At 37.5% G+C, this 14,023-nt stretch carries 12 protein-coding genes and 1 pseudogene; 5 read left to right on the forward strand and 8 right to left on the reverse strand.

All coding sequences use genetic code 11. From position 1 onward, the window contains the following. Nucleotides 1-244: 244 nt before the first annotated feature. From DCE79_RS10405 to DCE79_RS10415, 3 genes are read left to right on the forward strand one after another with little or no spacing between them, the layout of a single operon-like run. Complete coding sequence (locus DCE79_RS10405) at nt 245-937, forward strand: response regulator transcription factor (RefSeq protein ID WP_108712991.1); 693 nt, start codon at nt 245-247, stop codon at nt 935-937. Continuing rightward, nucleotides 934-2,361 (forward strand): sensor histidine kinase, encoded by a 1,428-nt coding sequence (locus DCE79_RS10410; protein WP_108712992.1) that lies wholly within the window; start codon nt 934-936, stop codon nt 2,359-2,361. Before DCE79_RS10405 ends, DCE79_RS10410 begins: the two co-directional genes overlap by 4 nt. Further along, entirely contained in the window at nt 2,358-3,401 is a 1,044-nt protein-coding gene (locus tag DCE79_RS10415) for a LolA family protein (protein ID WP_108712993.1), read from the forward strand. Before DCE79_RS10410 ends, DCE79_RS10415 begins: the two co-directional genes overlap by 4 nt. Before the next feature lie 100 nt (nt 3,402-3,501). Here the strand turns inward: DCE79_RS10415 and cbpA are convergent, their stop codons facing one another. The 5 genes from cbpA to rarD form a co-directional block, all read right to left on the reverse strand. Then, the gene (gene cbpA / locus DCE79_RS10420) at nt 3,502-4,143 is read right to left on the reverse strand and encodes a cyclic di-AMP binding protein CbpA (protein WP_108712994.1); all 642 of its coding nucleotides are present in this window, start codon (nt 4,141-4,143) and stop codon (nt 3,502-3,504) included. 298 nt (nt 4,144-4,441) lie between these two features. Continuing rightward, a complete protein-coding gene (locus DCE79_RS10425; protein WP_108712995.1) occupies nt 4,442-5,065 on the reverse strand; it encodes a serine protease in 624 nt (207 codons plus the stop codon). Nucleotides 5,066-5,254: 189 nt separating this feature from the next. After that, nucleotides 5,255-6,439: an NAD(P)/FAD-dependent oxidoreductase gene (locus DCE79_RS10430; protein ID WP_108712996.1), complete on the reverse strand. Its 1,185-nt coding sequence runs from the start codon at nt 6,437-6,439 to the stop codon at nt 5,255-5,257. Between the two features lie 38 nt (nt 6,440-6,477). After that, nucleotides 6,478-6,906 carry a helical membrane plugin domain-containing protein gene (locus DCE79_RS10435; protein WP_108712997.1) on the reverse strand — a complete coding sequence of 143 codons (429 nt, stop codon included), beginning with the start codon at nt 6,904-6,906 and terminating at the stop codon, nt 6,478-6,480. Between the two features lie 343 nt (nt 6,907-7,249). Next, nucleotides 7,250-8,149 (reverse strand): EamA family transporter RarD, encoded by a 900-nt coding sequence (gene rarD, locus DCE79_RS10440; protein ID WP_108712998.1) that lies wholly within the window; start codon nt 8,147-8,149, stop codon nt 7,250-7,252. 248 nt (nt 8,150-8,397) lie between these two features. Here rarD and DCE79_RS10445 point away from each other — a divergent pair, with 248 nt between their 5' ends. After that, nucleotides 8,398-9,180, forward strand: coding sequence for an SDR family NAD(P)-dependent oxidoreductase (locus tag DCE79_RS10445; protein WP_108712999.1), 783 nt, complete (start codon nt 8,398-8,400; stop codon nt 9,178-9,180). Between the two features lie 6 nt (nt 9,181-9,186). Here DCE79_RS10445 and DCE79_RS10450 read toward each other — a convergent pair whose 3' ends face one another. Next, a complete protein-coding gene (locus tag DCE79_RS10450; protein ID WP_108713000.1) occupies nt 9,187-9,549 on the reverse strand; it encodes a DUF5412 domain-containing protein in 363 nt (120 codons plus the stop codon). Between the two features lie 516 nt (nt 9,550-10,065). Here DCE79_RS10450 and DCE79_RS10455 point away from each other — a divergent pair. Beyond that, nucleotides 10,066-10,245, forward strand: coding sequence for a hypothetical protein (locus DCE79_RS10455; RefSeq protein WP_135841918.1), 180 nt, complete (start codon nt 10,066-10,068; stop codon nt 10,243-10,245). A gap of 179 nt (nt 10,246-10,424) precedes the next feature. Here the strand turns inward: DCE79_RS10455 and DCE79_RS10460 are convergent, their stop codons facing one another. Beyond that, the gene (locus DCE79_RS10460) at nt 10,425-12,191 is read right to left on the reverse strand and encodes an ABC transporter ATP-binding protein (RefSeq protein WP_108713002.1); all 1,767 of its coding nucleotides are present in this window, start codon (nt 12,189-12,191) and stop codon (nt 10,425-10,427) included. Beyond that, a pseudogene (locus tag DCE79_RS10465) lies at nt 12,181-13,945 on the reverse strand (ABC transporter ATP-binding protein). Before DCE79_RS10465 ends, DCE79_RS10460 begins: the two are co-directional and overlap by 11 nt. Nucleotides 13,946-14,023 lie beyond the last annotated feature (78 nt).

Below are 14,023 nucleotides of genomic sequence, written 5' to 3' on the forward strand. Positions count from 1 at the left end.
ATTTTTTTGAAGGTAATCAAATTTCAACATCAAACTTTAACATAGCCTATTTTTTATACACACATAAGGAAACATATAAACCCCTTAATTTCAATTTAATAAAAAAATTAGTTTTTATTACCATATTAAGCGATTAATTATTATAAAATAAGAATGTATATTGAAGTTCCTTTAAAAATAAAGAATTTATAAAGTAATCAAGATTAAAACTTTTACTTGCTATAGTTTTATCAGGAGGTAACTTATGGAAGAGATTTTACTAGTGGAAGATGATCGTGAAATTGCACGAATAATAAAAGATACATTAACGAACGAAGGTTATCATGTCGCATGGGCAACGACAGGTTTAGAAGGATTAGCGGACTTTTATACCGCAAACTTTGACTTATTAATTGTTGATTGGATGCTACCTGAAATGGAGGGACTATCATTAATTGAGCATATTCGCCTGCAAAGTGATGTACCCATTATTATGATTAGTGCTAAAAGCGAAGATTCAGATAAGGTGACTGGCTTACAGGAGGCAGACGATTATTTAGCGAAGCCGTTTTCACTTGAGGAATTAAAGGCTCGTGTACGTTCTCAGCTAAAACGTTGGCGCCGCTATCACAAAGTACCAGAAGACAGGGTTATTCATTTTGCGAATGGTTTACAAATTGATTGGCAACAAGAGCGTGTGTACTTGAAGGAAAACGAAATCAATTTAACGCAAAAGGAATTCGCGCTACTGAAAGTTCTTGCACAAAATCCATTTGAACTCTTCACAAAGGAAGCTCTGTACACCCATGTTTGGCAACAGGTCGAACTCGATCAAACACATACCGTAACGGTGCACATTAAAGCATTACGCGAAAAACTACAAGATCCTGTGAAAAGCCCCTATTTCATTCAAACTGTTTGGGGCAAGGGCTACCGATTCGTAGGTGAACCTTTGTGAAAATTAAAACTTGGCTACTCATGACGTACTTAATCGTCATGCTTGTACCCCTGCTTGCCTTTTATGGTTTATATGTATCGATTAATGCTTACTATCAGGATAAAAACGTAGAGGAATATTTTGAAAAGTGGAATACCATATCCAACATCAAAAAAACGTTGGAAAACAAGGCCCTGTATGTAGGTACAACTGATTTCCATGACATTGAAGATAAGACATCGGATGAGCTAATAATTACACTGTATGCCCCGAACGGACGCATACTTTTCTCATCGAACCCACTTGCCAGTAATGCTCTTTTTGAGAAGAAAAACAACTTGTATAAAAATTTATTTGATTTTAAGCAAAATTACGAAACGTATGTTTACAAGGAACCGATTTATGCAGACGGTCAAATCGTTGGTTTGTATAAGATCACCCTTGCTCGTACGGAATGGGTCGAGCAAGTACATTCAAAAACGATACTTGTTGTTAGCGGTATTGTGCTCGTTTTAATCATTTTGTACAGCAGCGTCATCTATTTTTTAAATAAACGATTGAATCGCCCGTTAAGACTTTTAATGCAGCAAATGGGTGCCTTTGCAAAAGGACAGCCAACAAAAAACTTACCTGTCACTAACGATGAATTCGGTCAGCTTAGCGAAAGCTTTCAGGCGATGCAAAAAGAAATTGAAGAAACACGTAAAAAACTACAAGTGGAACAGCAGCAAAAACAATTTATGATAGCAACCCTTTCACACGATTTAAAAACACCGTTAACGTCGATTCAAGCATACACGGAGAGCTTGCAGGCAGGTACAGCAAAGCCAGAAACAGCGCAAGAATACTTACAAATCATTGCCACAAAATCAGTGTATATGAAGCAGTTGCTCGACGATTTAATGATGTTTACCCTACTACAGTCCCCTTCTTATGAAATGGAGCGCGTCACAGTAGACGGCGAGGAATTTTTCGACATGCTGCTCGCTGATTACGAAAATATCAGTAAGGAAAAAGGCTTTACTTTTGAAATGAGCAATCATGTGTTTGGTCAGTATAGCGTTAACCCTAAGCAGCTTATGCGTGTATTAGATAACCTCATGTCCAATGCGTGGGTTCATACAAATCCATTTGGGACAATTCGTCTAGCAGCCTTCGAAGCTTTACAAAAACCGGACTGGTGTATTGCGGCATGTGAGGAGCAAGGTGTATACATCGTCGTCCAAAATAGTGGTACTACTGTTGAACCTTCGCAGTGGGATAAAATATTCGAACCACTATACCAAGTCGAACAATCGCGCAGTCAAGTAGGACAACGCGGTGCAGGATTGGGCTTAAGTATTGCCAAGCAAATAATTGAAAAACACGATGGCACGATTGAAGCCATTTCAAAACATAACGAAACTGCCATTGTTTGTTGGCTACCAAAGGAGATTGAACAATGAAAAAAATCATTTATTCAACAGCATTAATTTGTACGCTCGCTTTAGGTGCTTGTAATCAAGCAGAGGATTACTCCCCACAGGAAATTTTAAATCAAGCAATGCTGGAAACGTCTGATATTACCTCTTATTACGGAGAGTATACTTTGACAATAGACAATGAAGGAAGCTCTACCGTTAAGCAATGGCAAAAGAATAGTAAAGTCCGAATCGAATCAGTTGAGGAAACAGGCGATGAATCTTTTGTTATTAACGATGGCAAGACATTAACGATGTATAACAAAACTACAAATTCGGGCTCAATCTTTACAATGACGGACGGTGAAATGGAGGGCTATGTGCCACCTACCCTACAGGAGCAAGCACAGCAAATGCTTAATCTTGTAAAAAATACCCATACAATTTCTGTTGGGAAGGACGAAAAGATTGCCGGTCATGACACGTATCATTTAATTGCCAAGGTGAAAAATAAAAATTCCTTAATCGGTGATATTGAAGTTTGGGTCGATAAAAAAACGTGGATGACATTAAAAACAGTCACGACATCAGAAGATATGCATTTAACCCAGGAATATACGAAATTTGAACCGAATGCAAAAATTGACGATACGTTATTTATCGCAGAAGTTCCAGCTGATGCGGATATGGTGACAGAACAAATTGAAACGCCAGACCCCATTACATTAGAAGAAGCGACGGGACTTGTCGGCTCTTTTCTACAAATGCCCGAACAAAATGGATTAACAGTTGTTTCAATTGAGAATATGCATGTTGAGGAAACAAAAGAAATTGCCTTAACGTACCTGCAAAATGGTGAGCCAGCGTTTACGCTTTCAATTCTCAAACCACAAGAAGCACTTAAAATTTCAGCAGATGAGGCAGCAGAAGTTCGTGGTCTCCCTGCATCAAAGACGGATTTAGAACAATTTAAATATATTCAATGGGATGAAGACGGCCTACGCTACGGCATCATTTTTAATAATCCTGAATTAACTTTTGAGGAAGTTTTACCATTAACAACGCAAATGGAAAAAGTTCAGTAAGCAACTAGTTTCTCTTATTATTTACGTATTAAAGTAGTAAAAACGATCATTCATATTGCTTTGAATGATCGTTTTATTTCGTTTAGTTATTTATTTTTACTTAGAAGTTTTCTTTATCGAATACTTCTAGATCAATAATACGTGCCCCTTGTTTTAAAATAGATGCTTCTATTTCATCGACAGTGGATTGCTTTGCACCTTTTGAAAGGGTGATGACTACACGGCGAAGATAAGTTGTATCATCATCTAGGGAGAATAAACAGTGCACAGACCAAATTTTCTTAACCGCTGTTAATACTTTGATTAAAATCCCGTCTGTATCCGGAAGGGCAATCGTAATTGCACAACTCCCTGTTCGGTAACCCCATGCTTCCTCTAACAGTTCAAATACCTTTGAATGCGGTAAAATCCCTGCGAAGTTGCCTTTCGTGTCGACAACTGCTAAGTATGGTAACTGTTTGATCGAATGGAACACTTCAAAGAAAGAACTGTTTTCATGGATAAATGCATCCGCTTCTTCCGCTAAAATTTTAACGGGTTCTTTCATATCGCCCTCTTTTAGCTTGTACTCCAGGACTTCGACTTTATAAATATTGCCGATAAATTTTTCACCTGCTGCGTCTAATACTGGTATACAGCGGAATCCGTTGTCATTTAATTGGCCCAATACTTTTGAAATTGTATCTGTTTCTTTAACAAAACTAACATCTTTCTTTTTTAAATACTTTTGTTTTACTAACATAGTGATACCTCCTTCGATGTACTCTTTCTATTTTAATATGAGTATGGCAATAGTGAAAGTCATTTTTAGAATTTTTTGTATTATTTGTAAATTCAAAAAGATTATTCGTACTAACCCAGGTGATTTTCACAATATTATTTATATAATTCGTAATAAATATATGCAAACGCTGAATCTAGATAAAAGCATTTCTAAATCGAAATTGGTGTAGTTGTTCATCTAACGAACGGTCGTTTCGATTAAATTGATAGGCTTCACTTTCTTCTAAAATATATACTTGTCTATCCATTTAAACTTCCTAATGAATATAACCTTTATTATCAAAAAGTTCTTTTTCGTTTAAAGTATATTGATCCATAAATTGAATTGCCTTTAGAATAGCTTGCTCATAACGTTCTGAATTCACTTCCAATTGACTACGCAACTCTTTTAAAATAGTCTTTTCAATGATCACTAATTTTTTAGGGTAATCTTGATATTGTTGAAATTGTTCATTAAATAACATCTTTGAATGATTGCTAAATTTAGAAAAAAACTTAACATCTATTTCTGGCACACTTTCAAAAATTTCTCGTAGAAAGTCGAGAAATATATTTACAGTGAACGCAGCACACATTAACGCGTTCGTAATCGACCCTTTTGCAATTTTCTTTAAGCGTTCGAACTTTGGGTTTTTTAGAACATTTTCTAAAATATATCGACGTAATACATACATTAATGATAATTCCGAATTAAAATCCGGCACCTCTTTATAATAAAAGTAAACCCAGCAATCTCTCATACTAGCTATCGCAGAAGGCGTATCTAAAAAATCATGCCTTAACATGCTAAAATAGAATTCATATTCATTTAATTTTTCATACTCAAGTTGTTGTTGTACATTTAATAAAAACAAGGAATCCCCGCTATTAATTATATTCATATACATTTCCCCCAACCAGAATCAATCTCTATTAAGTTACAAGTTATTATTATACTAATTGTAATCTATCTTTTCCAAAATAGGAAATATAATCAAAAAATTGTTTTTTCACGGTATTATTCAATAATTTATAATAAAACAAAAAAAGACTAAAGGAAAAATTCCTCTAGTCGTTTGAAATACTATAAATTAATAAGCTAAACCGAATAACGCTTTAATATGCGTCATGTAACGGATGTTTGAAGCTTCTTTCATTAATGATGCTGGTAAACCTACAAGTTGTGTATTGTTAGCACCTACTGTAGCGATACCATCTTTACGGCCAAGTGAACCTAAAGTACCTGAGTTTGTGAATTTGAATTCTTTATAGTCAGCACCTTTTACTTGAGCAAAGATGTTGTAACCAGCGATTTCACCTTGTTGCCATGCAACTTGTGCAGTTGGTGCGTAAGTTGGACGATCACCTGGGTTTGGAATGTGCGCAGAAGCATCACCAATTACAAATACTTCAGGGTGAGAAGTTGATTGTAAGAAGTCGTTGATTGTTGCTTTACCACGGTCAGCAGCAAGACCAGATTCAGCTACTAATGGAAGTGCAGCTACCCCACCAGTCCATACTAATGTGTTCGCAACGATTGGTTCACGGTCTTTTAATTGAATTACATTGCCTTCAACACCAGTTACAGGAGTTGATGTAATGAATTCTACACCGCGTTTAGATAATGATTCAGTTGCACGGTCAATTAAGTTTGGAGGGAATACTGGTAAAATACGAGGACCTGCTTCTACTAATTTAATTTTTAAATCAGAGAAGTTTACGCCATATTTCGCAGCCACTTTCGGGAAGTGGTCAACGATTTCACCAACAAGTTCAACACCTGTTAAACCGCCACCGCCGATAACGATTGTTGCATCTGCTTCGTCTTTTGTTTGCGCATATGCTTTAATACGTGCTTCGATGTGCTCACGAATAGCATTAGCTTCATCAACTGATTTTAATACAAATGAGTTTTCTTCTAATCCTGGGATACCGAAGAAACCAGTTTGAGAACCTAAAGATACAACTAATGTATCGTATGATAATGTTTTACCATTTGATAAAACAACCTTTTTGTCATCTACGTTAAAGCTGTTTACTTTAGCGATTTCAAGGTTAATATCTTTACCTTTGAAAATTTTTGCAAGTGGTAATGCAACTGCACCTTCATTAATAGTACCACCAGCTAAACGGTGTAATTCAGTAATGATTTGGTGAGTCGGGAATTGATTGACTACAGTAATTTTTGCTTCATCAGCAGATAAATATTTACGAGCAGTTTGAGCAGCTAGTACACCCGCAAAGCCCGCACCTAAAATAACGATCTCTTTTGACATAGTAAATACATCCTCCATTTTAAATTAGATTTTGCGAATTATTTGTTTAATTTACGCTCAGCGCTTACTTGTAAGAATGAGTTTGCGAAACGTAGTACACTTTGTACTTGTGGATCTTTAATCATTTTTAATAAGCCAAATACGCCAACAGTTTCAGTGCTTTCTTCTGCACGGTCTTTTGCTTCAATAGCAGTTTGCGCTAAAGATTTTGCTGTACCAACTACTGGAGCAGCCATTTCTGTAACTGCAGCAACTGTATCATTTTTTAATGTATCGTCTGTAGCTACAGCGTTTGCAAAGTCATACGCTTTAGTTAATAGAGTTGTCATTTCAGCCAATTTTGGAAGGTTGTCAACAAGCGTAGTTAATGATGCTTGTACCTCTGGCTTTAATAATTGGTCTAATACGTCTAATTGCTCTTGAGTAACAGATACTTTTTCAACCTGTTGATTGTTCATTTCTGACATAATAACTCTCCTTTGCCATTACTTAATTTTTTTTTTACACTATGAAAATTTTCACCATTTGTAAAAACTTTCACATACCATTCATTAAGAAACGATAGCACAAAGATTCGGTTGATACAATTAGAAAAGTGAAATAAAACGCGGAAAAATTAATTATCAGAATTTATTATATTGTAAAACGTAATATTTTTAATAAATCAATACATAAAATCACAGGTTTTATAACATGTAGCTATTAGTTCATTCGCTTTATTAATAAGAAGAAACTCAATAGATTTTGCATTATGTAGTTTATTTTTATAAAAAAATGCCCTGTAACAAATGCTACAGGGCAACAAATTCATTAGATTGAATGACGTTTTCTCGCCTCGACAAATTTTGAAAGAGAAAAAATAAATACGGCTAACCAAATACAGCAGAATGTGAAAAACTCAGTTCCTGTAAATGGCTCTTTATAAACAAATATACCGATTAGTAGGCTCATTGTTGGTGATAAAAATTGAATGAAACCCATTAAATATAGCGGAATTTTTTGTGCACCCTTCGCGAATAATACAAGGGGTAATGCGGTAATAATCCCACTACCGATTAAGAAGAAATTCGTTTTCCAATCCACGTGTAAAAAGGATACTTCGGAAGTTTGCGCTAAGAAAATATAACCAACAATTGCAAATGGTAAAATGAAAAGTGTTTCAATCGCTAAACCGCGCGTCGCATCAAGCGGAATTTTCTTTTTCAATACCCCGTAAAACGCAAAGCTTATCGCGAGTGTAAGCGATACCCAAGGGAATGTCCCACCTGTAAACACTTGAAAGCAAACACCAAATGCCGCGATGATGACCGATAAAATCGTTGCCTTAGATAACTTTTCCTTAAAGAAAAACATCCCGAATATTACGGAAATCAGGGGATTAATATAATAGCCTAAGCTTGCTTGTAATAAGTGGTCGTTATTGACCGCCCAAATGTAAATACCCCAGTTAAGAGAAATGATAATGGACGCTATAAAAAGTGACCAAAATTGGAGTTGTTTTAACCATAAATCCTTAATATCGACAATGAGCTGTTTTCGTTGCCCGATAATAAGGATGAAAATTGCTGTGAAAATGAACGCCCAAATAACTCGTCCAACTAAAATTTCAATACTGGATACATGTTGCACTTGTTTCCAGTACAGTGGGATTAGCCCCCACATAATATAGGCTGCCGCTGCAAAGAGCACGCCTTTTTTCTGTTCTGACATTGTTGCACCTTCTTCTATCTTCTACCAAAATACGACTATTAATCTATTTAATTAATAAAGCTCCTACTTTCAACGTCATATATAGCTCATTTCATTATAGTTGTCGAAATTTCAGATGTAAATGTCGAATCTATAATTTTCTTCATTACTAGAAATTTTCTCTGCATCTCGCTATTTTTAATTATTTCTTCAGAAAATTTTGATACAATAATAAAACTATTTAGAATAAACAAGTGGAGGGAAAAATTATGAATTTAGGCTTACAAGGCAAAGTGGTTTTAGTTACTGGAGGTAGTAAAGGAATTGGTCTTTATAGTGCACTACAATTTGTAAAAGAAGGTGCAAAGGTTGCCATTGCGGCACGTGGTGAAGCTGGACTTGCGGAGGCAAAAGCAATTATTCAAGAGCAAACGGGTATTGAAGTTTTTACCGTGGTTGCGGATATTTCAAAAGAGGCGGATTGCAAACGTATTGTCGAGGAAACTGTGGCGCGATATGGCAAGCTCGAAATTTTGATTAACAATGCAGGGACAGCTTCCGCAAATAGTTTCGAGGACGTCGATACCCCATTATGGCAAGCGGATTTAGATTTAAAATTATTTGGCGCCATACATACCTCAAAATACGCAGTTGCCTTCATGAAGGCGGCAGGTCATGGTGCCATCGTCAATTTATCAGCGGTACTAGCAAAAACACCGCCAGCAGAGAGCCTTCCAACAACAGTAAGCCGCGCAGCTGGACTTGCTCTCACAAAAGCGATGAGCAATGATTTAGGCAAATACAATATTCGTGTCAATGCGGTATGTATTGGTCTCATCCGTAGTAGTCAAATTGAAGCGCGCTGGAAAAAAGCGATGCCCCATAAATCATGGGATACCTATTCAAAAGAAGTCGGCAAAACTATCCCACTTGGTCGTATCGGAAACACGGAAGAAGCAGCCAATGCCATCGTCTTTTTAGCATCGGACGCGGCGAGCTATATTACAGGTACAGCGATTAATATGGACGGTGGGGCTGGTGGAACGCTTTAATTATTGTTACGGATTACGGAAATCAAATGTTTCATTTGGCACCTTTAAGGAATGCCCATTAATGATGACCGTTTGATCGTCAACCCATTCGATTACTGCATTTTCTTCGCGGTAATTCCAATAAATATTTTTTGGCTTTTTATTTTGGTTATTAAAAATAAGTTCACCTATAACAGCATATGACACGGTTGCACCGCCATTTGTGACATAGGCTTTTAGAGTATATGAGCCATCAGGGGATACTTCTTCAGTCAGAAACTCTCCTGTTGGCAAATGACTCATATCGAAAAATGCCCGATAAATGCCGTAACCGAGTAATGCTAGTAGACATGTACCAACGATAAGTCCCATTTTCATGAATTTTTTCATTATTGATTCCCCCTGTATGTGTCCTTGCTATAGCACGTATATTGTTTTTTTACCTGATATGTTTTGCAAGCACCACCTAATTCGTCATAAACTTCTTCCCCAACTACAAGCTCTACGCCCAAAAAACAAACTTGCAACATTTAAAACCCACAAAGTATTCCTCCCTTTTTAGGTAAGACTCCTTTCATATAATTAGGTTTCACTTACTTTTTAGTTAAAATTTACTTACTGCATTAGAAATTGTATTAATTTTTTCAATGGTTATGTCTAGCTATTGGCTGGCTACGGCATGACAGCATTACGGCCACGTGGTACGTGTCCATACCACTGTCTTTAATGCCGTATGCGAGGCCAGCCAATTCAACGTGTTTTTCCTTTTACAAGGTTAAAAGCGTTCAACTATACCGCTTGCGCTAACGCGAGGCGGCGGGTATTTATAAAGTTTATCCTCTTTTCAATATGAATTTCAAATCAAATATTGTAACTTAAATGAAAGTGAACGTCATTGTTTCATTTATGATTAACACACTTTCCTTTAACTTTATTACAAGAAATGCGTTATTGAAAAACCAAATTAAAATTAAATTTATGGCAAAAATTGAGTGCCGCGAAGTGAAGGGGGCGACTCCTGCGGGAACAGCACGTGCGGAAAATCCACTTGTTGTGGGCCGCCGTAAGTGGCACGCAACAAGTTAGTTGGAGCCGTGCCCGCGGAAAGCGTCCCCCGTAGCGTAGCAGAACGGTGGATTAAGCAGGAAACCTTGAATACTAAAGTTATCTCACCCCTACGTTACTTGTGATGAGCCAAATTTAATTTTTAACTACTCAATAAAAATAAAAAACGATTGACCCCCTTTAGGAAGCCAATCGTTTCGTTATTCCACTATTCCATTTTGTAGTAAGAACATTTTTTCATATAACCCTTTTTGAGCGAGTAACTCTTGATGCGTCCCCCGCTCGACGATTTCCCCTTTATGCAGCACTAAAATTTGCTCGGCGTCTTGAATCGTCGACAAACGGTGTGCAATGGCAATCGTTGTACGTCCTTTACGCATTTTCTCAAGCGATTGTTGGATCCCCACTTCGGTTTCCGTATCAATTGCAGCTGTCGCCTCATCCAGTACAAGTACTTTCGGATTCGTCGCAATCGTGCGCGCAAAAGCGATTAACTGACGCTGACCACTTGAAAATGTCGAACCGCGCTCTGTGACACGATTTTGATAGCCATCTGGTAACGCTTCAATGAACTCATTGGCCTGCACGAATTCTGCCGCTTCCTTCACATCTTTTAAGCTTAGGCTTTCATTATGGAGACGGATATTGGAGTCAATTGTCCCGTAGAACAGGAATGGATCCTGTAGAACTAAGCCCATTTTATCGCGCAATTCTTGTTGTGAATATTGTTTAATCGATTGCCCATCGACTAGAATTTCTCCACGCTCAAATTCATAAAAGCGCATGAGTAAGTTAATAATGGAACTTTTCCCGCTTCCCGTATGGCCAACCAGTGCTACCGTTTCACCTGGATTCACGGTAAATGAAATATTTTTCAACACATCCTGCTTGCCGTCATAACTAAACGATACGTCTTTAAATTCAATGTGCCCGTCCGTTACAGACAATGGCTGATCCTGTTGTTTCGGTTCTAGTTCTTCATTATCCATTAATGCAAAAACACGCGACGCTGCAACGATCGCTTGCTGGAATAACGCTAAACGCTCCATCATTTGATTGATAGGGTCAAAGAAACGGTTCATATACGTTACGAATGCATACACAACCCCAACTTCCACCGCTGTATCAAACGAAGTCCAACCAAAGTAAAATAACAAAATAACAATCGCCGTAAAATACACTAAATCAATGATTGGGCGAAGTAATAAACTGTTCATTTTCGTGTTGGCCATCATCGCATCAAAATGCTCATCATTAATCGTATCGAAGTCATCATTAAAGCGTTTTTCTTGGCGGAATACTTGCACGATGCTCATCCCTGATAATGTTTCAGAAAGACGGGCATTCAATTCCCCTAGCTTTTCACGCATGCGCATGTAAACAACGGCACTCATACGTCGGTATAGCAAAATAATATAAATAATAACTGGCAATAAAAGTAGCATCACGAGTGCGAGCTTCACATTTAAGAAGAACATCGCGATGTACACACCGATTATTAAAAATGCCGCTTGCACGAAACTGATCAAAACGCTCACGAACATATCTTTTATCGCTTCCGTATCATTTGTCGCACGTGATACGATCGAACCCGCTGGTACTTGGTCAAAATAACGCATACCTAGCTTATGAATTTTTGAAAAGACATCAATTCGTAGCTGTTGAATGACTTTAAGTGCAAGCTCTTGGAATTTCAAGCTTTGATAATAGGTAATAACCACGTTTAATATTTGTATCGTAAAATAACTAATCCCTAAAATAAGGACAGGTTTCAAGTCAAAACTGCCAACCATTAAATGGTCATCAATGTAGATTTTAATTAAATAGGGTCCAATAATATCACCAATTACCGTTAATACAAGGAAGAAGAGTGCGATTGACAACAGCTTTTTATGTGGCTTTAAATACGAAAGCAATCGTTTTAATACGTCGCGTTGTTCTTTACTTGAAATCGTTTCATTCGCCATGACTATCGCCTCCTTGCTCCACTAATTGCTCTAGTTGCTGTAATTGGTACATTTCATAATAGCTACCTTCTAATGCCATTAACTCGTCATGTGTCCCTTTTTCGATGATGGTACCGTCATCTATGACAATAATGACATGTGCTTGTTGAATCGCACTTAAACGATGGGACGTAATAATCGTTGTCGCCTCTTTACGCTCTTCTTTTAGCGCGTGTAAAATTGCTTCTTCGGTACGTGCATCCACTGCTGATAACGAATCATCTAAAATAAGGAGCTCTGGCTTCATTAAAAGCGCTCGAGCAATTGAAATACGTTGCTTTTGTCCACCTGATAAGGAAACGCCACGTTCGCCTACTAATGTTTTATAACCATCTGTGAAACTCAAAATGTCTTCATCAATATTAGCTAATTTCGCGGCAGCACGTACTTCGTCAATCGTCGCTTCTGGATTTGCGAATGCAATATTTGAATAGAGACTCGCTGAAAACAGGAAATGATCTTGCGGCACATAACCAATGGCTTCACGTAATTTCACTTTTTGATAATCATCAATAGGGTACTTACCAAATTGGATGGCCCCTTCATACCCTTCAAATTCACGCAGTAAAAGCTTTAATATCGCCGTTTTCCCTGCCCCTGTTTTCCCAACAATCCCAAGCGTTTCACCGCGCTTTAATTCAAACTGAACATTGCGTAATGAAGGCTCCATATCGCCAGGGAAAATAAAGTTTTTCACATTGAACTGAATATCCCCAGAAGGCATTTCTGCAATTGCATCTGGCTTATCATCAATTTCAATTGGTGTATTTAACAATTTTTCAATACGGTCATACGATACACTCCCGCGCTCCACGATGTTAAACAGCATCCCAATTGCCAGCATCGGCCAAACAAGAATACTTAGATAGGTCGTAAAGGTTATTAAGTCCCCTACAGTCATCGCACCTTCTAAAATGAATTTCGTCCCAAAACCAAGACTTAATAAAAAGCTTAGTCCTACAACAAAGCTAATGGTCGGATCAAATAACGAATCGACTTTCGCCACTTGCAGGTTTTTATCAACCACTTCATCCGATAAACGCGTGAAATCATCCACATCTTGGCTTTGCTGCCCAAATGTTTTTAGTACTTTTACACCGGAGATACTTTCCTGTGTTTTTGTCATTCAAATCAGAAAACGCCGATTGTGCATGGCGGAAGCGTTCATGTAACAGCTTGCCATAATAGCTCGTCGATAGCGCAACTAAAGGCATCGGAATAAGTGCGATTACTGTTAAACGCCAATCAATCGTAATCGCCATCGCTAAAATGACGAATCCACCCGTTGTCACGGAATCAAATAGCGTTAATACTCCACCACCCGCTGTTTGTTGCACGGCACTAATATCATTCGTTGCATGCGCCATCAAATCACCGACGCGATGCTTTTGATAATAGGATGGCGACATTTGCGTGAAATGACGATGCAATTTTTGACGAAGTGATCGTGCTAAAAAGTTAGACGAACCGAAAATCATTTGGCGCCAGTAATAACGCAGTATGTACATTAAAATCGCCACGATGACAATAATACCTAACCATTTAAACAGTCCAGCCTTTGTTAACGAACCGTCCCCAATTTCATCAATCGTAAAGCCGATTACTTTTGGCGGAATTAGCTGTAAAATAGCAACTAACGTCAGCATAAATAATCCGATAATGTATTGCCTTTTACGCTCTTTAAAAAACCAAGCTAGCTTAAAAAATACCTTCATTTGTTCACCCTCTTTTTACTCAAGTTCCATCATTTTATCAAAAATTTAAATATTTTGATATATTTGACCATAAAATTT

Origin of the sequence: Lysinibacillus sp. 2017 (assembly GCF_003073375.1) — a bacterium.
Lineage (GTDB): Bacteria > Bacillota > Bacilli > Bacillales_A > Planococcaceae > Solibacillus.